The organism is Paraburkholderia sp. BL27I4N3 (assembly GCF_003386115.1).
GTDB lineage: Bacteria > Pseudomonadota > Gammaproteobacteria > Burkholderiales > Burkholderiaceae > Paraburkholderia.
In genome coordinates, this window is the sequence record NZ_QREJ01000001.1 from 2,898,528 (window position 1) to 2,915,021 (window position 16,494).

Here is a 16,494-nt window from a genome sequence, read left to right on the forward strand (position 1 = left end):
GAATCGATAGAGTCGAAGGGCCGGTTCAGCGAGTCAATGCGCGGAACGTTGGCACGCCATTCATTTGAGCAGGTCCGCCAGCGCCACGCGATAGCGCGCGTAAGCGCCCTCTTCATCGCGATGCCTGCGATTGTCGACGACCTTGTCGCCGCCCGCGTAGACGTCGCGAATCGGCGTTTCGCCATGCTCGCAGAATACAACGCCCGAGAGCCAGGCGTTCGGCGCATGCTCGGCGATGCTTGAATGATCCGCGTCGAGCACGAGCCAATCGGCGCGGCGGCCCGCCTGCAGCGCGCCGACCGCGCGACCCGTTGCGTGGGCGCCGCCTTCGAGCGAGGCGTCGAACAGACGATCGGCGACATGCGTGGCCTGCGCCGACGCCAGCACGTTGCGTTGCCGGCGCGTGAGACGCTGGCCATATTCGAGCAAGCGCAGTTCCGCGCGCCAATCGACGCCGATATGACTATCCGAGCCCACGCCGATGCGCCCGTGCGCATCGAGATATTCCTGCGCCGGAAAAATGCCGTCGCCGAGATTGGCTTCGGTGGTCAGGCACAAACCGGCGACCGCGCCGCTCTTCGCGAGCGCCAGGGTTTCGTTCGCATCGACGTGCGTGGCGTGCACGAGACACCAGCGGCTGTCGACATCGAAACGATCGAGCAGCCATTGCACCGGACGCGCGCCTTCGGTTTCGAGGCAGGCATCGACTTCGCCGGTCTGCTCGGCGATATGGATATGAACGGGCGCCGTGCCCTCGATACCACCGAGCAGCGTATGCAACGACTCAGCGGAGACGGCGCGCAGCGAATGCGGCGCCACGCCATAACGCAACGCGCCAGTCTCGGGGCGCGCCGCGCGCAACGTGCTGAGCAGATCGAGCAGACTCTCCGGCGTATTGATGAAGCGCTGCTGATCTTCACGCGGCGCACGCGAACCAAAGCCGCTGTACTGATACAGCACCGGCAGCATGGTCATGCCGATGCCACTCGCCGACGCCGCATCCACTACGCGTTGCGCGAGTTCCGCCTGATTCGCATAGCGGCTGCCTTGCGGCGTGTGATGCACGTAATGGAATTCGCACACCGACGTATAGCCCGCTTTCAGCATTTCGATGTACAGCCATTGCGCGACGCTCGCCAGGCCTTCCGGTGTGATGCGCGCGGCGAAGCGATACATCAGATCGCGCCAGCTCCAGAAGTTATCCGTGGCGCCCGCGCCGGATGCGCGATATTCGGTGAGGCCGGCCATCGCGCGCTGAAACGCGTGCGAATGAAGGTTCGGCATGCCAGGCAGTACCGGACCCGCGGCCTTCTGCACACCGGCGGGCGGCGTCGGCGTATCGGGCGTGACGGCGGTGAGCGTGCCGGTTGCGTCCCACTCCAGCAGCACGTTGCGGCGCCAGCCATCCGGCAGGTATGCGTACTCGGCGAACAGCGATTGATTCGTTTGCTTGTGCGGTTCAGTCATTTCAGGCCCTGGCTCAATTCACGCCGCGTATAAACGGTCTCGCCCGCGCGCACGACTCGCGCGCATAGCGGACGTCCAATCCAGTAAGCCAGCTCGGCCAGCGAGTCGACCGACCACACCGCGAAATCTGCAGCGCGTCCCGCCTCCAGCGAGCCGTGGCGATCCGCCTTGCCGAGCGCGTGCGCCGCGTGCGACGTCACGCCTTGCAGCACTTCCGGCACTGTCATGCGGAACAGCGTAGTGGCCATATTCATCATCAGCAGCAGCGACGTGGCGGGCGATGTGCCGGGGTTGCTGTCGGTCGAAATCGCGATCGGCACCTGATAGCGCCGCAGCAATTCCAAAGGCGGCAACTGCGTCTCGCGGATGAAGTAGTACGCGCCCGGCAGCAACACGGCCACCGTGCCCGCTTCCTTCATCGCGGCGACGCCGGCTTCGTCGAGAAATTCGAGGTGGTCGGCGGACAGCGCATGATGGCGCGCCGCGAGTGCCGTGCCGCCGCCGTTCGACAATTGCTCGGCATGCATTTTCACCGGCAGCCTGTAACGTTCCGCTGCCTCAAAGACGCGCTCACTCTGTTCCAGCGAAAAACCGATTCGCTCGCAGAACACGTCGACGGCGTCGACGAGGCCTTCATCGGCGAGCGTGGGCAGCATGGTGTTGCAGACTTCATCGATGTACGCGTCGGCGCGGCCGGCGAACTCGGGCGGCAGCGCGTGCGCGCCGAGAAACGTCGTGTAGACGGTCACGGGATAACGTTCGCCCAATTGCCGCGCGACGCGCAACATCTTGCGCTCGCTGACGAGGTCGAGGCCGTAGCCGGATTTGATCTCGACCGTGGTCACGCCTTCCGCGAGCAACGGTTCGAGGCGCGCGGCCGACTGGCGGAACAGCGTGGCTTCGTCCGCGGCACGCGTGGCGCGCACCGTGGAGACGATGCCGCCGCCCTGCCGCGCGATCTCTTCGTAGCTGACGCCCGCGAGGCGTTGCGCGAATTCGTCCGCGCGCTGCCCGCCGTACACGAGATGCGTATGGCAATCGACGAGACCCGGCGTCACCCACGCGCCGTGCAGATCTTCGTGCGGCCATGCGGCGTAGTCGGCGGGTAATGCGGAAGCCGCGCCGAGCCACACGATCGTGCCGTTTTCAACGGCGATCGCGGCTTCGGGCAGCGTGTGTTGGGGATCGCCCTGCGGGCAAAGTTTCAGGTGATGCCAGACGGTTTGCTTCATCGCGTGCTCTTTGCAGCTTGTTGCGTGTCTGTGGTGGTTCGCGTGCGCGAGCTGCGGCTGCCATGACATAAGCGGCGGCGAGCACGCACGCGAATCGTCGTCATCGTTGCGTGTACCGGATGCTGATTGCGAGCAATGCGCCTTTGCCTTCAACCGCGCATGACAGCGCGCCCGGCGTGTCGATGCGCAGCGTGTCGCCGGCTGCGAGCGGCAGCGGTTGAGCGTCGCCTGCTGTGACCGAGACTGAACCTTCCGCGCAATACAGCAGGACCGCGTCGGCGGAAAGCGTGCGTTGCGTTGCGCCGCGCCACACTTCTACCTCACCCTGCGCCGCGTCACGCCGCACCATCAGGTTGAAGTCGCGAGTCGCGCCGTCGACCAGACGCGCGTCGATTTGCGCCTCGCCGGCGAAGCGAGCCATGTCGAGCGTTTGCGTCAACGCGTGCGTTTTCACACCTTGCATGCCCTGCGCGCCGCCCGCTTCATCGAGCAACATGCCCGCGCCGGACAACAGCACAAGCGTGCGATCGATGCCGGCAAAGCGCGAGAACGGCCCGGCTTGCGCCACATCGGCCACGCTCACCCGCCACACGAAGGCATCGAGTCCCGCGCCTGCGGGAAACGCCGCCACTTCACGCGTGACGCCGCCGCCGTTCTTCCACGGCGCCGCCACGAGGTCGGCGCCGCGAATCAGCGTGAGGCTTGCGCCGTTGCCGGCAGGCATGCTTTGAAACACCACGCTCAACGGCCCAGCATCGGCAGATTCAGCCCTGCCTCGCGCGCCGTTTCCTGCGCCAGCTCATAGCCCGCATCCGCGTGACGCATCACGCCCGTCGCCGGATCGTTGAACAGCACGCGGCCAAGGCGTTCCTTCGCCGCATCCGTGCCGTCAGCGACGATCACGACGCCCGAGTGCTGACTGAAGCCCATGCCCACACCGCCGCCGTGATGCAGCGACACCCACGAAGCGCCACCGGCCGTATTCAGCAGTGCGTTGAGCAACGGCCAGTCGCTGACCGCGTCCGAGCCGTCCTTCATCGATTCGGTTTCGCGATTGGGGCTCGCCACCGAACCGGTGTCGAGGTGATCGCGGCCGATCACGATCGGCGCCTTCAGTTCGCCGTTCTTCACCATTTCGTTGAACGCCTGGCCCAGACGATAGCGGTCCTTCACGCCGACCCAGCAGATCCGCGCCGGCAAGCCCTGGAACGCGATCCGTTCGCGCGCCATGTCGAGCCAGTTGTGCAGATGCGGATCGTCGGGGATCAGTTCCTTGACCTTCGCATCGGTCTTGTAGATGTCTTCCGGATCGCCCGACAGCGCGACCCAGCGGAACGGGCCCTTGCCTTCGCAGAACAGCGGCCGGATATACGCCGGCACGAAACCCGGGAAATCGAACGCGTTTTCCACGCCCATTTCCAGCGCCATCTGACGGATGTTGTTGCCGTAGTCGAGCGTGGCGGCGCCGCGTTCCTGCAGCGTCAACATGGCTTGCACCTGCTTGGCCATCGACTGCTTGGCCGGCAATACGATGCTGTCCGGCACGGTCTTCTGACGCTCGCGCCAGTCTTCGACATTCCAGCCTTGCGGCAGATAACCGTGAATCGGATCGTGCGCGCTGGTCTGGTCGGTCACGCAATCCGGCGTGATGCCACGGGTCACGCATTCAGCGAACACATCGGCTGCGTTGCCGAGCAGGCCGATCGACACCGGCTTGCCTGCTTTCTTCGCTTCCTCGAGCATGGCGAGCGCCTCGTCGAGGGTGGCTGCTTTCTTGTCCACGTAACGCGTCTTCAGACGGAAGTCGATGCGCGTCTCGTCGCATTCCACCGCGATCATCGAGAAGCCGGCCATGGTCGCCGCCAGCGGTTGCGCGCCGCCCATGCCGCCCAGGCCGCCCGTCAGAATCCAGCGGCCCGAAGGATCGCCGTTGAAATGCTGGTTCGCCACCGAGAAGAACGTCTCGTAGGTGCCCTGCACGATCCCCTGGCTGCCGATATAGATCCAGCTGCCCGCCGTCATCTGGCCGTACATCATCAGGCCCTTGCGATCGAGTTCGTGGAAGTGTTCCCACGTTGCCCAATGCGGCACCAGGTTCGAATTCGCCAGCAGCACGCGCGGCGCGTCGGCATGCGTGCGGAACACGCCGACCGGCTTGCCCGACTGAATCAGCAGCGTTTCGTTTTCTTCGAGATCCTTCAGCGACTTGAGAATCTGATCGAAGCAATCCCAGTTGCGCGCGGCACGTCCAATACCGCCGTACACGACCAGCGCATGCGGATGCTCGGCGACTTCCGGATCCAGATTGTTCTGGATCATCCGGTACGCGGCTTCCGCAATCCAGGTCTTGCAGGTCTTCTCCGCGCCGCGCGGTGCGCGGATCGTGCGGGTGGGATCGAGACGCGGGTCGATGTGTTTCGGGTTGTTCATGATGGCCCTCGGAATGCTTGAAGATGGTCGAAAAAGATTCAGGTACGGCAAAAGCGGCGATGTCAGAAATGTCCGGTGAAGCGATAACGGCTGCCGGGGTGCCAGAGATTCGCGATCGAAGCGACCTGGCTTTGCGACCACGTGCGCCGATGCAGCACGAGGCACGGTTCGAGTTCGTCCATGGTCAGCAACTCGCGCGTGTCGCCATCGGCGGCCAATGCCTCGATGCGGTACTCGACCCGCTGCAACGGCGCGACGCGCACGAGATACTGATTCGGCGTGGTGTTCGTGAAGTCCTGCAAAGCGTACTCGGGAGCGACCGCGGGATTGACCCAGCGCTCTTCGAGTTGCACCGGCTCGTCGTTTTCGAAATGCAACACGCGCGAATGAAACACCGGACTGCCCGCGCTCACCTGCATTTCCTCGGCGAGCGCTTCGTCGGCGATACTCGCGCCGATGTGCAGCACGTTGGCCTGATAGCGATGACCGCGCGCGACGATTTCGTCGGAAATGCTGCGGATCGCCACCAGCGTCGATTCGTACTTGGGACGGGCCACGAAAGTGCCCGAACCTTGCACGCGCGTAAGCACCTGCTCCGAGGTCAGCTCGCGCAACGCGCGGTTGACCGTCATGCGCGCCACGTTGAATTCGCGCGCGAGCTCGTTTTCGGAGGGCACCTGGTCGCCTTCACCCCATTCACCCGCATGAATGCGCGCGAGGATGAAGTCCTTGATGCCCTGATAGGCCGGTGCGTTCATTGGCTTGCTGTGCCTCGCTGGCTGCTTACTGTTCGGACGCGAAGGAGAGCGGGCTCAGCTTCGCGATCGTGCCGTCCTGCACGAGACGCGTGACCGCCGCGATGTCCGGTGCGAAGTAGTGGTCGAGTTCGTAATGCGCGACATCCTTGCGCACTGCGTCCATCACTTTCTGCAGGTTCGGGCTGGTCTTGTGCGGCGCGCGCAGATCGACGCCTTGCGCGGCGGCGAGCAGTTCGATCGACAGAATGTTCGCGGTGTTTTCAGCAATGTCGCCGAGCTTGCGCGCAGCGAACGTGGCCATCGACACGTGGTCTTCCTGGTTCGCCGACGTAGGCAGCGAGTCGACCGATGCCGGATGTGCCAGCGTCTTGTTCTCCGAAGCGAGCGCGGCCGCCGTGACGTGAGCGATCATGAAGCCCGAATTCACACCGCCATCGCGCACGAGGAACGGCGGCAGACCTGACAGCGTCGCGTCGATCAGCAGCGCGATGCGGCGTTCGGCCAGTGCGCCGATTTCGGCGGCGGCGAGCGCGAGATTGTCGGCGGCGAACGCGACCGGCTCTGCGTGGAAGTTACCGCCCGACAGCACTTCACCGGTGTCGGGGAAAATCAGCGGATTGTCGGAGACGGCGTTCGCTTCCAGCAGCAGCACGTTGGCGGCGTGGCGCATCTGATCCAGACACGCACCCATCACTTGCGGCTGGCAGCGCAGGCTGTACGGATCTTGCACCTTGTCGCAATCGGCGTGCGAGACGTTGATGCCCGAGCCTTGCAGCAGCGAACGGTAGGCTCCGGCCGCATCGATCTGGCCTTGATGGCCGCGCAGTTCGTGAATGCGCGCGTCGAACGGCTTGACCGAACCCATGGCCGCGTCCACCGACAACGCGCCCGACACCAGCGCGGTGCGGTACAGGTCTTCGATCGCAAACATGTTGTAGAGCGCGAGCGCGGTCGAAGCTTGCGTGCCGTTCAGCAGCGCCAGACCTTCCTTGGCTTGCAGCGTGAGCGGCTTGAGGCCGACGAGCGCGAGGCCTTCGGTGGCCGGCATGCGCTCGCCCTTGGCGAACACTTCGCCGACGCCGAGCAGCGTGGCCGACATATGCGCGAGCGGCGCGAGGTCGCCCGATGCGCCGACCGACCCCTTCACCGGAATGACCGGCAGCACGTCGGCGTTGTACAGCGTGATCAGCGCTTCCATCACTTCCCGGCGGATGCCCGAGTGACCGCGGCCGAGGCTCGACAGCTTCTGCGCGATCAGCAGACGCACAACCGGACGCGACATCGGCTCGCCCACGCCGACCGCATGCGAGAGCACCAGATTCCGCTGCAGCAGTTCGAGTTGATCGTGCGGGATGTGCGTGCTGGCGAGGCGCCCAAAGCCCGTGTTGATGCCGTAGGCCGGCTCGCCCTTCGCGGCGATATCGGCCACGGCTTTCGCGCACGCGTCGATCGCGGCGTGGCTGGCGGGATCGAGCTGCAACGCGACATGTTCGCGAGCGATCTGGCGCAGTTGCGGGAGGGTCAGGTAGCCGGGCTTCAGAGTCATCATGGTTGTCGTCCTGTCTATACAATTTGAGAGAAGTCTAGCGGCGTCGGCTTGTATATACAACTTGTTTTTTGAGGATTTCGCCTAGGGGTTTCCATTAGGGCGAAACGCAAGCTTGGCGTGGATCTTGCCCCTGCCGTAATTTCCCGCCGCCGCGCATTGCGGATGGCGCTCCCACCGCCCGCGCGTTTCTGCTTGTATATACACGTTCAAAATGGCAGGCGCGAGGCGGACAAAAAGATCTCGCCCAGAAACCGCGCGTTTCGGGGCCTATAAAAGCGTTGTAGAAGCGACGACTGGAGACGACGCAAAAAGCCCGCGCGCTCAGGCGAGCCGCAGGCTTTCGCTGATTGAACTAGTGATGAAACAGCATCGCTAAAGCTTCACGCGCGCCGCGATGAAATCCAGAAAGCACTGCACGCGCCCCGCCAGCGACGCGCTCTGGTAATACACCGCGCTCACCCGTTGCCGCTCGTCCGCCAGCACGTTGCCGAGAATCGGCACGAGACGCTTTTCGCGCACGTCGGCCGCGCTCATGAAATCGGCGAGACAGGCAATGCCCCAGCCCGATAGCGCCAGTTGCCGCAATGTCTCGCCGCTCGAGGCGGTGATCGCCGGCTCGATCTTCAGCGAATCCGCGCCGCCCTTGCGCCCCTCCCGCAACGGCCAGCGATTCAGATGCTCCGGCGCCGTAAAGCCGATCAGCCGATGTTCGCGCAGCGCTTCCACCGATTTCGGCTCGCCGTATTCGGCCAGATACACCGGACTTGCGAGCACGCGCAGCTTGCTGGTGCCGAGCGCGCGCGCATGCAAGGTCGAATCCTGCAATTCGCCGATGCGGATCGCGATATCCACCTTCTGCTCCAGCAGGTCCACGATCCGTTCGTTACTGGTCAACTCCAGTCTGATCTCGGGATACAGCGCCGAAAACGCCGTCATATGCGGCGCCACGCAATGCAGCATGAAGGGCGACGCCGCATCGACACGCAGCCGCCCCGACGGCCGCGCGCGTCCGCGCGTGACGGACTCCTCGGCCTCTTCCATCGCGTCCAGAATCGCTCGCGCGCGCTGCAGGAAGGTCTCGCCCTCCTCGGTGAGTTGCAGACGGCGCGTCGTGCGCCGCACCAGCGCGGTGTCGAGTTTCCTTTCGAGGCGCGTGAGCGCGCGGCTCACGCCGGAGACGGTTTGATTCAATTTCTCCGCGGCCGCGGTGATCGAGCCGCTGTCGATCACCGTGACGAACACCAGCAACTCGTCCGTCGAAGTTTTCATTGTTGATTTGAAATCAAGATTGATTTGAGACTAACACGGTTTTTGCGAGAATCAAGTCGGCGGATACTGCGTGCATGTCATCGTGTTTCTCATCAAGGAGAACGTCTTGAAGATTTTCATCACAGGTGCAAGCGGTTTTATCGGTGGTTCGATTGCAGCGCATCTGGTGCGCGCCGGCCATTCCGTGCACGGTTTGATCCGCAACCCCGAACATAGCGCCGAGCTGCAACGCCTCGGCATCGAACCCGTGATCGGCACGCTCGACGACCGCGCGTTGCTGATCGCCGAAGCGCAAGCCGCCGACGCCGTCATCAACGCCGCGAGCAGCGATCATGAAGGCGCGGTGAAGGCGCTGATCGACGGACTCGCCGGCTCCGGCAAAACGTTTCTGCATACGAGCGGTTCGAGCATCGTCGGCGATGCGTCGGGCGGCGAGGCGGGTCAGGCGCGCATCTATCACGAAGACGCGCTGCCCGAGCCGACTCCCGACAAAGTGGCGCGCGTCGCGATCGACCTGCTGGTGCTCAATTCGGCCAAGCTGAATATCCGCTCGGCCGTGTTGTGCAACACGCTGATCTACGGCCACGGCGCGGTGCCGGGCAGCGCGAGCGTGCAACTGCCGCGCCTCGTGCGTCAGGCGCGGAAAAGCGGCGTGGTGCGTCATGTGGGCAGCGGCGGCAATATCTGGTCGAACGTGTTTATCGACGATGTCGCCGAACTGTATCGCCTCGCGTTGGACAAAACGCCGGCGGGTACCTTCTACTTCGTCGAAAGCGGCGAGGCGTCGTTCCGCGACATGAGCGCTGCGATTGCGCGCGCGATGAAGCTCGGCGAGCCGCAAGACTGGCCGCTCGAAGACGCGCAAAAGGAATGGGGCTACGAAATGGCCTCGTACGGCCTCGGCTCGAATAGCCGCGTGCGCGGTGAACGCGCCCGCAAGCTACTCGGGTGGGAACCGAAGCGCACGTCGGTGATCGACTGGATCGAACACGACATGATGGCCAGGGCGTAATTAGTGTAAGCGTTGTCGTTGCGAATCCGTAAGCTCCACTCGATAGAATCGCGCTCACCTGATGGTGCGATTCGACAATCCGAGCCGCACATGAGCCCGGATTTGATCGATGACTTTGGCGCTGAATTTCGATTGGCTAACTAATCTGCTGGCGATTCTCTTCGTCGTGGCGTGTCTCTACGATGCACGCTACGACGAATACGGCACACTGACGTTGTCAGCGGCCGCGATGGGACTCGTCGTGATGGCGATCGAACTGTTTTTCAGGCCCGCCTTCGACATGTCGCTTTGAAACTGGACGCTAGCCGTTCCATCAAGGCACGACAAATGTTCGCGCTGTTTTACGAAGCGGGACGCCAGGGTGTTTGACGGCCCCCTCTAACCGCGCAGATCGAGGCTGGCGTTGCACCCCATCAAGAACCACATGCGGCGCAGCCGCGTTGCGGCTTCTCTTCATAGCGGTCGTGATGTCTGACCGAATCGGTCAGACTGTGATCTTCATTGCGGCCCTTCGGCGTGACATCCAGATGCGCGTACGTGTTGATGAAGCGTTCGTCGCCGCGTCCGTAGACGGAATACGTGTGATATACGTCGCCCTTTCCGTCTTTGTAGAACACGCTATGGCCGTGTTGCTCGTCGATGCCGACGTCCTGCTCGGTGAAGTTGTAGAACGCATTCTTGCTCTCCAACTGTTCGGGCGTGAACGACACGTGATAGTCGAAATTGAAATCGCTGCCGGCCGATGACACCCACGGGAAGGTCCAGCCCATGCGTTTTTTGAAACCCTCGATCTTCGCGAGCGGCGCATGCGACACCGTCACGTACGATACATCGTGATGCTCCAGATGCGTGACGATCCCCGTCATGTGATCCGACAGGAACGAGCAGCCGACGCAGCCCTCTTCCCAGTCCGCGCCAAACATGAAGTGATAAATGATCAACTGGCTGCGTCCATCGAACAGATCGGCTAGCGTCTTGCGGCCCTGCGGCGTATCGAACGTATACGTCTTGTCGACCTTGACCCAAGGCAGCGCGCGGCGTTTGCGCGCGAGTTCGTCGCCCGCGCGCATGTGCGCTTTCTCTTCGGCTAACAATGCCTTGCTGGCGCTCAGCCATTCCTCTCTCGATCCCGTACGGTGTTGCGGTTCCATATGCGTCTCCTTTGCTGCATCGAGCAGACTAACGACAACAAACGAACTCACGCCACGTAGCGTTCCAGCGAATCGATCCCATCGGCCCAGCCGCGGCGATGATCGTCGCACTGCGCGTCGTCGGCGAGACGTTCGTGCGTGAGCGTGAGCCATGTGGCGTCGCCGTCCGGTTCCAGCAGCAGCGTGACCTGCGATTCATGCTCCGGGTTGTAGCGCCACACCCATGTGAAAACGAGTTTGCGGTCTTGCACCACCTCCAGATACACACCGCCGACCTCGACCTCGTTACCGTCCGGCTTGCGATAGACGATCGCGTAACGTCCGTCGACGCGCACATCCATTTCCACGCGCACCACGTCCGCTCCGCCCGGATGCATCCACGTCATGAATTGCGCCGGTTCCGTCCAGGCGCGGAAGACTTTGGCGGGCGCGGCGTTGAGCCGCCGCTGGAGGGTGAGGCTGGGCTGGGTGGACATGGAGCTTGTTCCTCTTCGACGAAAGCGGCAAGACGATCGAGTGATTCGGACCAGAAGCGTTGATAGCGGCCGAGCCATTCCATGGCTTCTTCCATGGGCCCGGCGGACAGGCGGCACGCCACTGTGCGGCCGGTTTTGCTGCGCGTGATGAGACCCGCCTCGCTCAACACGTCGAGGTGTTTCATCACAGCGGGCAAGGACATCGCAAACGGCTCGGCGAGTTCGCTGACCGACAGATCTTTCGACGACAGACGCGCGAGCAACGCACGCCGTGTCGGGTCGGACAGCGCGGCAAAGGTGCGATCCAGTAGCGCTTCGTTAAACTTAACCATGAGGTTAAGTATAGAAACGAAGCAAGTAAAGTCAAGGACAGGTGCGCGTCTTCGTAAAACCCGCGAAACGTAAAGTGGGGAGCACGGCAAAAAGATACGCGGCGCGCCGCAGATCAAGCCTGCAACGCGCCGCGTCAAAGGTGGAGAACAAACGACTACGGGCTCAAGCAAAGCAGCCAGAAACGCACCGCCCTGCTCTCGCTTTCCAGCACAGATTCAACAGTCCGATACTGCACCCGGCGAGACCCGGGCAGCACCCGAGTTCACGACATAACGATCAGATCGCCCAGCCGCCGAGATAGAAACCGACCAGCACGATCGCGATGACAACCGTGCCCACGTTCAGCTTGCGATATTCGCCGCTGACCACGCGGCCGATCACCAGCGTCGCGAAGCCGAGCATGATGCCCGTCACGATGTTGGCGGTCAGCACGATGAACACCGCGCACATCAGGCCCGACATGGCGTCGACCATGTCGTCCATATGCAGCTTGCTGACGTTCGAAAGCATCAGCAGACCCACGTACATCAGCGCGGGCGCCGTTGCATACGAAGGCACGAGGGCGGCGAGCGGCGAGAAGAACATCACCACGAGGAACAGCAGACCGACCACCGCCGCGGCCATGCCGGTCTTCGCGCCTGCCGCCACGCCGACCGTCGATTCGATATACGCGGCAGCCGGCGCGCCGCCGAGCAGGCCCGAGAAAATCGAGCTCAGCGAGTCGGCCGTCAAGGCGCGGCCACCGTTGATGATGCGGCCGTTTTCATCGAGTTGCCCCGCTTGTCCTGCAACGGCGCGGATCGTGCCCGTAGCGTCGAACACCGCGGTCATCACGAGGGCCAGCACGCTAGGCAGCACGGCCATGGACAACGCGCCCTTGATGTCCATCGCACCGATCAGCGAAGCGTGACCCGGCGCGCTCAGCGACGGCACCGCGAACACGCCGTGAAACGACATGGCCGGATCGATCACGAAGGCGATCGCCGAAATCGCCACGATCACGATCAGGATCGAGCCCGGCACGCGGCGGCGCACCAGACCGAAGATGGCCGCGAGACCCGCCACCGACATGATGGCCGGCAGCGCCGTGATATTGCCGAGCGCAACCGGCAAACCCGCGCCCGGATTCTTCACCACGAGACCCACGTCGTTGGCGGCGATCAGCAACAGAAACAAGCCGATGCCGATCCCCGTGCCGTGCGCAATGCCCGTCGGCAGATTGCGCAGAATCCACGAACGCACACCCGTCACCGAAATCGCGGTGAACACCACGCCCATCAGAAACACCGCGCCGAGCGCGACGTTCGGATGCAGACCCTTGCCAAGCACGAGGCCGAACGCGGTGAACGCGGTCAGCGAAATCGCACAGCCGATCGCGATCGGCAGGCGCGCCCATACGCCCATCAGCAGCGAGCCGAACGCCGTGGTCAGACACACGGCGACGAACACCGCGCTGGTGTCGAAGCCCGCTTTGCCGAACATGCCCGGCACGACGAACACGGAATAGACCATCGCGAGGAAGGTCGTGATACCCGCGACGATTTCCTGGCGCTGCGAACTGCCGCGTGAAGAGATTTCAAAGTAGCGGTCGAGAAAGCCCTTTCCGTCGAATGATTCGGCGCCGACGTCAGAAATCGGTTGGGCGTGGGGTTCCATCATGATGAGTGCCTCCTTTATCAGCGTGCTGAAGCGGTCGCGGTGCGGCCGCCATCAGGGTCGTCTCGTTGCGTTGGTTTAATGTGGGTGAGTCTCTCTGCTGTCTCGAAATGTAGGGCAACACAAATATATCTCCCATCGCATGGATGGCATGCCTGACATGTCGCGATGCTTATATCCTTTAGCGGACGCCAAAGCAGCTTCGCGGCCCGCTCGTTTACACCTACGGTGGGTCACATAGATCTGAAAGGCTTTTGAGGGTTTTCACGCCTGAAAACGGAGTTCGACGAGCCGGTCAATCGGCCAGCCGCGGCACAAACCGTGCTTGGGGCAACCTGTCAGATCGCCTGCAAACCGGGGCCGCCCGACGCCGCGGGTTACACTCTGGCCCGTACCTGTCTAACTGCGGCGGCCCACTGCGCCCGACCGCACCGGCCCATGGAGTCTTTCTTGATGAGCGGCGGTTTTTCGCGTCCTGCCTGGCGTCTCTTGCTTCTCGCTGTGTTCGCGCTGTTCGCGCTGTCCGGTTGCAGCCTGCTGTGGGGCCCGCAGCAGGCGCCGATTGTCGAAGCCACGGTGATGCCCGTCGAGCCCGCCAGCGCGCCCGTGGCCGCCTCCGCGCCCGAGCCTGTCGAGACCGAGGCGGCCGAACCCGAGCAATCGAAAAGGCCGAAGAAGCCGGTCGTCAAGCCGCACAAAGTCGAGCCCCCGCCGCCTGTTGTCACGACGCCTCCGCCGCCTCCACCGCCGCCCCCGCCGCTGATCGTGCTGCGCACCATCGAGCGCAATGAGGCGCACGCGCTGCTCGATAGCGAAGTGCGAAAGCCAGATGGCAAGGTGGTCGGGCGCGCGGTCGATCTGATCGCGGACGCCGGCGGCAAGCCGCGCGAGATGGTCGTGAACCTGCAAGGCTTCCTGGGTGTCGGCGACCGCAAGGTGACCTTTCCGTGGAACGCATTCCGCTTCACGCCAGCGGCGAAAACCGCTCCCATTACGCTCAATGCCGCCGCGGTTCCGGCGAACGCGGCCAAGGCGGCCGCGGCTGCCGTGCAATTGCCGCTGATCGACGCCACTGTCGAGCGCTCGAACGGCGCCAAGGTCGGCCGCGTGATCGACGTGCTGATCGACGCCAACGCGCAACCGCAGGCGGTCGTGCTCGACGTCAACGGCATGGTCAGCACCGAACGGCGCACGATTGCCGCCAACTGGTCGGCGCTGCGTTTCGTCACGAAGGACAAGGAATTGCATCCGCTCATCGATCTGAGCGATGCGCAGATCAACGCGACACCGCCTTACGCGAGCGACAAACCGATACGCGCGGTGTCGCCGGCGCCACCACCGTCGCCCGCTCCTGCTTCCGTGCCCGCCGCTGCGGTGGCGCCGGCCGCCGCGGCTACGTCCACGGCGGTGTCCAACGCACGGGCGGCCCGATGACAGGCCGCACTCTGGTAACGGCGCGCAGCTTGCGCGCGCTCGATTGGCTGAATTTTTTCGTCGCCAACGTGCAAACGGGATTTGGACCGTTCATCGCCTCCTATCTCGCCTCGCATAAATGGACGCAGGGCGAGATCGGCATGGCGCTCTCCGTAGGCACCATCAGCGCGATGGTGAGCCAGGTGCCCGGCGGCGCCGCTGTCGATGCCTTGCGCAACAAGAAAGGCGCCGCGGCCTGGGCGATCGTCGCGATCATCCTGAGCGCGGTGCTGCTCGCCGTCAGTCCGACGGTGCTGCCGGTGATCGCCGCCGAAGTCTTTCACGGCTTCGCGAGTTGCATGCTGACGCCGGCGCTCGCCGCGATCTCGTTCGCGCTGGTGGGACGGGCGAATCTCGGCGACCGGCTGGGGCGCAACGCGCGCTGGGCGTCGATCGGCAGCGCGGTCGCGGCCGGGCTGATGGGCGTCTTCGGCGAATACTATTCGCCGCGCGCGGTGTTCTGGCTGACCGCCGCGCTCGCCGTGCCCGCGCTGTTCGCGCTGACGATGATTCAACGCACCGACACCGTCGAGCTGCCCAAGGCCGGACCGACGCCGCAGCAGATCGAGCGGCGCGAGAGTCTGCGCGAGTTGCTGCGCGACAAGCGGATGCTGTTGTTCGCGGCGTGCATCGTGCTGTTTCATTTGTCGAATGCGGCGATGCTGAATCTCGCGGCCGGCGAAGTGACGGCCGGCATGGGCGATAACGTGCAACTCGTGATCGCGGCGTGCATCATCGTGCCGCAGGCGATCGTGGCGATGATGTCGCCGTGGGTCGGACGTTCGGCCGAGCGATGGGGGCGTCGGCCGATTCTGCTGCTCGGGTTCTCAGCGTTGCCGATACGGGCGTTGTTGTTTGCTGGAATCAGCAGCCCTTATTTGCTGGTGCCGGTGCAGATGCTCGACGGGTTGAGCGCCGCGGTGTTCGGCGTGATGCTGCCGTTGATTGCCGCCGATGTGGCTGGCGGCAAGGGGCGTTATAACCTCTGTATCGGGTTGTTTGGGCTGGCGGCCGGGATTGGGGCTACGTTGAGTACTACCGCTGCGGGTTTCATCGCCGATCGCTTCGGCAATGCTGTCAGTTTTTTTGGGTTGGCTGCGGCTGGCGCGTTGGCTGTTTTGCTGGTGTGGGCGGCCATGCCCGAAACCCGCGATGCCGCGGCCGAGGATGAAGCGCCGGTGGCAGATGGGGGGGAGTCGGCGGTGCGGTGAATGGGGTTAGGTTTTTTGCCGGCGTGGCGGGTTGGTTGTGTTCTCGCGGGTGTTGGCCTTTCCTTGCTTTGTTAGTGGCCTATTAGCGTTGCCCCTGTGCGGGGCGGCACTTACTTCTCTTTGCCGGCCGCAAAGAGAAGTAAGCAAGAGAAAGCGGCTCACACCGCTAATTCTTAAGCGGGTCCTCCGCACAGTCGCGGTAGTGGAGCATCTGGAATCCGTGTTCTCGCGCACTCCGCGTCAGTGACAAGGCGCTCATTCTTCCGGCGGCGCTACGCGCGCCGTCGCGGTGCTTCAGCTGCGAGCCGCTCGAGGTTGGTCCACTGTTTTTCGATCGGCGCGGTGTTTGCATCCGATGACGCGTGATCGGTTTGTATGGATTCCTGCATTATCCGCGCGGGGGGCGGCCGGTACCACGTTGAAAGAGTAGACGAGGCAGCAAAAAATGGCAGTTTGAAGGGTCACGCACAAATAGAC

General features: G+C 63.6%; 15 protein-coding genes. 4 read left to right on the forward strand and 11 right to left on the reverse strand.

What is annotated here, in order from left to right:
• Positions 1 to 60 precede the first annotated feature (60 nt).
• The 7 genes from B0G71_RS13260 to B0G71_RS13290 all read right to left on the reverse strand — a co-directional run bounded on the left by B0G71_RS13260 (position 61) and on the right by B0G71_RS13290 (position 8,705).
• Positions 61 to 1,467 (reverse strand): formimidoylglutamate deiminase, encoded by a 1,407-nt coding sequence (locus B0G71_RS13260; RefSeq protein ID WP_116142348.1) that lies wholly within the window; start codon positions 1,465 to 1,467, stop codon positions 61 to 63.
• A complete protein-coding gene (gene hutI / locus B0G71_RS13265) occupies positions 1,464 to 2,699 on the reverse strand; it encodes an imidazolonepropionase (RefSeq protein WP_116142349.1) in 1,236 nt (411 codons plus the stop codon). The genes B0G71_RS13260 and hutI overlap by 4 nt, the downstream gene beginning before the upstream one ends.
• Before the next feature lie 100 nt (positions 2,700 to 2,799).
• Positions 2,800 to 3,423, reverse strand: a complete 624-nt coding sequence (locus B0G71_RS13270) for a HutD family protein (protein ID WP_116148575.1) — start codon at positions 3,421 to 3,423, stop codon at positions 2,800 to 2,802.
• A 17-nt stretch (positions 3,424 to 3,440) separates the two neighbouring features.
• Complete coding sequence (gene hutU, locus B0G71_RS13275) at positions 3,441 to 5,129, reverse strand: urocanate hydratase (protein WP_012432559.1); 1,689 nt, start codon at positions 5,127 to 5,129, stop codon at positions 3,441 to 3,443.
• Between the two features lie 62 nt (positions 5,130 to 5,191).
• Positions 5,192 to 5,887, reverse strand: a complete 696-nt coding sequence (gene hutC, locus B0G71_RS13280) for a histidine utilization repressor (RefSeq protein ID WP_012432558.1) — start codon at positions 5,885 to 5,887, stop codon at positions 5,192 to 5,194.
• Between the two features lie 25 nt (positions 5,888 to 5,912).
• Positions 5,913 to 7,436, reverse strand: coding sequence for a histidine ammonia-lyase (gene hutH, locus B0G71_RS13285; protein ID WP_116142350.1), 1,524 nt, complete (start codon positions 7,434 to 7,436; stop codon positions 5,913 to 5,915).
• A gap of 372 nt (positions 7,437 to 7,808) precedes the next feature.
• Positions 7,809 to 8,705, reverse strand: a complete 897-nt coding sequence (locus tag B0G71_RS13290) for a LysR family transcriptional regulator (RefSeq protein WP_116142351.1) — start codon at positions 8,703 to 8,705, stop codon at positions 7,809 to 7,811.
• A 106-nt stretch (positions 8,706 to 8,811) separates the two neighbouring features.
• Here B0G71_RS13290 and B0G71_RS13295 point away from each other — a divergent pair, with 106 nt between their 5' ends.
• Together B0G71_RS13295 and B0G71_RS13300 are read left to right on the forward strand one after the other, a co-directional pair.
• On the forward strand, positions 8,812 to 9,717 hold the full coding sequence (locus tag B0G71_RS13295) for an NAD-dependent epimerase/dehydratase family protein (RefSeq protein WP_116148577.1): 906 nt from the start codon (positions 8,812 to 8,814) through the stop codon (positions 9,715 to 9,717).
• Between the two features lie 109 nt (positions 9,718 to 9,826).
• Positions 9,827 to 10,009, forward strand: a complete 183-nt coding sequence (locus tag B0G71_RS13300; RefSeq protein WP_116142352.1) for a hypothetical protein — start codon at positions 9,827 to 9,829, stop codon at positions 10,007 to 10,009.
• Between the two features lie 121 nt (positions 10,010 to 10,130).
• Here the strand turns inward: B0G71_RS13300 and B0G71_RS13305 are convergent, their stop codons facing one another.
• The 4 genes from B0G71_RS13305 to B0G71_RS13320 form a co-directional block, all read right to left on the reverse strand.
• A complete protein-coding gene (locus tag B0G71_RS13305) occupies positions 10,131 to 10,868 on the reverse strand; it encodes a thioredoxin family protein (protein ID WP_116142353.1) in 738 nt (245 codons plus the stop codon).
• A 47-nt stretch (positions 10,869 to 10,915) separates the two neighbouring features.
• Positions 10,916 to 11,254, reverse strand: coding sequence for an SRPBCC domain-containing protein (locus B0G71_RS13310; RefSeq protein ID WP_258875586.1), 339 nt, complete (start codon positions 11,252 to 11,254; stop codon positions 10,916 to 10,918).
• The gene (locus tag B0G71_RS13315) at positions 11,251 to 11,676 is read right to left on the reverse strand and encodes a helix-turn-helix transcriptional regulator (protein ID WP_106285950.1); all 426 of its coding nucleotides are present in this window, start codon (positions 11,674 to 11,676) and stop codon (positions 11,251 to 11,253) included. Before B0G71_RS13315 ends, B0G71_RS13310 begins: the two co-directional genes overlap by 4 nt.
• Before the next feature lie 277 nt (positions 11,677 to 11,953).
• Complete coding sequence (locus B0G71_RS13320) at positions 11,954 to 13,336, reverse strand: NCS2 family permease (protein WP_116116550.1); 1,383 nt, start codon at positions 13,334 to 13,336, stop codon at positions 11,954 to 11,956.
• A gap of 450 nt (positions 13,337 to 13,786) precedes the next feature.
• Here B0G71_RS13320 and B0G71_RS13325 point away from each other — a divergent pair, with 450 nt between their 5' ends.
• Positions 13,787 to 14,767 carry a PRC-barrel domain-containing protein gene (locus B0G71_RS13325; protein WP_116142354.1) on the forward strand — a complete coding sequence of 327 codons (981 nt, stop codon included), beginning with the start codon at positions 13,787 to 13,789 and terminating at the stop codon, positions 14,765 to 14,767.
• Positions 14,764 to 16,017 carry an MFS transporter gene (locus B0G71_RS13330; protein ID WP_116142355.1) on the forward strand — a complete coding sequence of 418 codons (1,254 nt, stop codon included), beginning with the start codon at positions 14,764 to 14,766 and terminating at the stop codon, positions 16,015 to 16,017. The genes B0G71_RS13325 and B0G71_RS13330 overlap by 4 nt, the downstream gene beginning before the upstream one ends.
• Positions 16,018 to 16,494 lie beyond the last annotated feature (477 nt).

Excerpts from the sequence above, each read along its gene's own strand:
- B0G71_RS13260 (WP_116142348.1), bottom strand. The coding sequence starts at position 1,467 with ATGACTGAACCGCACAAGCAAACGAATCAATCGCTGTTCGCCGAGTAC.
- hutI (WP_116142349.1), bottom strand. The coding sequence starts at position 2,699 with ATGAAGCAAACCGTCTGGCATCACCTGAAACTTTGCCCGCAGGGCGAT.
- B0G71_RS13270 (WP_116148575.1), bottom strand. The coding sequence starts at position 3,423 with ATGCCTGCCGGCAACGGCGCAAGCCTCACGCTGATTCGCGGCGCCGAC.
- hutU (WP_012432559.1), bottom strand. The coding sequence starts at position 5,129 with ATGAACAACCCGAAACACATCGACCCGCGTCTCGATCCCACCCGCACG.
- hutC (WP_012432558.1), bottom strand. The coding sequence starts at position 5,887 with ATGAACGCACCGGCCTATCAGGGCATCAAGGACTTCATCCTCGCGCGC.
- hutH (WP_116142350.1), bottom strand. The coding sequence starts at position 7,436 with ATGATGACTCTGAAGCCCGGCTACCTGACCCTCCCGCAACTGCGCCAG.
- B0G71_RS13290 (WP_116142351.1), bottom strand. The coding sequence starts at position 8,705 with ATGAAAACTTCGACGGACGAGTTGCTGGTGTTCGTCACGGTGATCGAC.
- B0G71_RS13300 (WP_116142352.1), top strand. The coding sequence starts at position 9,827 with ATGACTTTGGCGCTGAATTTCGATTGGCTAACTAATCTGCTGGCGATT.
- B0G71_RS13305 (WP_116142353.1), bottom strand. The coding sequence starts at position 10,868 with ATGGAACCGCAACACCGTACGGGATCGAGAGAGGAATGGCTGAGCGCC.
- B0G71_RS13310 (WP_258875586.1), bottom strand. The coding sequence starts at position 11,254 with ATGACGTGGATGCATCCGGGCGGAGCGGACGTGGTGCGCGTGGAAATG.
- B0G71_RS13315 (WP_106285950.1), bottom strand. The coding sequence starts at position 11,676 with ATGGTTAAGTTTAACGAAGCGCTACTGGATCGCACCTTTGCCGCGCTG.
- B0G71_RS13320 (WP_116116550.1), bottom strand. The coding sequence starts at position 13,336 with ATGATGGAACCCCACGCCCAACCGATTTCTGACGTCGGCGCCGAATCA.
- B0G71_RS13325 (WP_116142354.1), top strand. The coding sequence starts at position 13,787 with ATGAGCGGCGGTTTTTCGCGTCCTGCCTGGCGTCTCTTGCTTCTCGCT.
- B0G71_RS13330 (WP_116142355.1), top strand. The coding sequence starts at position 14,764 with ATGACAGGCCGCACTCTGGTAACGGCGCGCAGCTTGCGCGCGCTCGAT.